The organism is Roseibium sp. AWQ4_254 (assembly GCF_056161025.1).
Map to the genome: position 1 here is coordinate 1 of NZ_JBSWYH010000099.1, position 622 is coordinate 622.

Annotated in this window: 1 protein-coding gene; it reads left to right on the forward strand. The window is 47.4% G+C overall.

What is annotated here, in order from left to right:
- Positions 1–351 (forward strand): hypothetical protein (locus ACXAIC_RS24780; RefSeq protein WP_475187109.1); only part of this gene is annotated, 351 nt, incomplete at its 5' end.
- Between the last annotated feature and the right edge of the window lie 271 nt (positions 352–622).

Here is a 622-nt window from a genome sequence, read left to right on the forward strand (position 1 = left end):
TCAACGAACTCATGCCTTGGTGTTACGCTGCAAAAGCAGCGTAACAGAGCGCGCCGCCGCCATGAAGACCGGCTTCACCGGACGGACACAAAAAAATTGGCTTCGACTCAATTTGAGAGTTTCCGTCTAGGGAAAATGGGTCTCAATGCGCTCATAGTTCAGATTGAAGGCATCGCGCGTAGATTGGACGATGAGTTTTGGGCAGAAAACGTTTTCCCTATTGCGTTCAATTTGGAGCAAATAAATTCAAGTCTGATTGAAAATGGTCGGACGTTAACAACCTCTGAACGAGAGCAGGTTGAAGAAGCTGTCCGTGAAATCGAAGCGCTTTTCTTGAATTTTCAGAAATAGGCAAGGGAGTTCTGGGTGATCGAATCTTGTTGTTTCGCGAGACGCTATAGATTCGCATTTAATTAGGCTTATGCTTGCTCCGAGATTGGGGGGTAATCATCCCCAAAAACCAACGGGTTGAAAATTGGACTTCTCCAGCCTTTGATTAGTGTGGAGAACGATATGAAGAAATCATGATTTATACCAACCTCACTAGATAGAAACCCATCTGATGGCGCTGGTCCGGATTGGCCGGCAAGGCGCGTTGCGCAGGACGGCCTGGTTGGCCGTT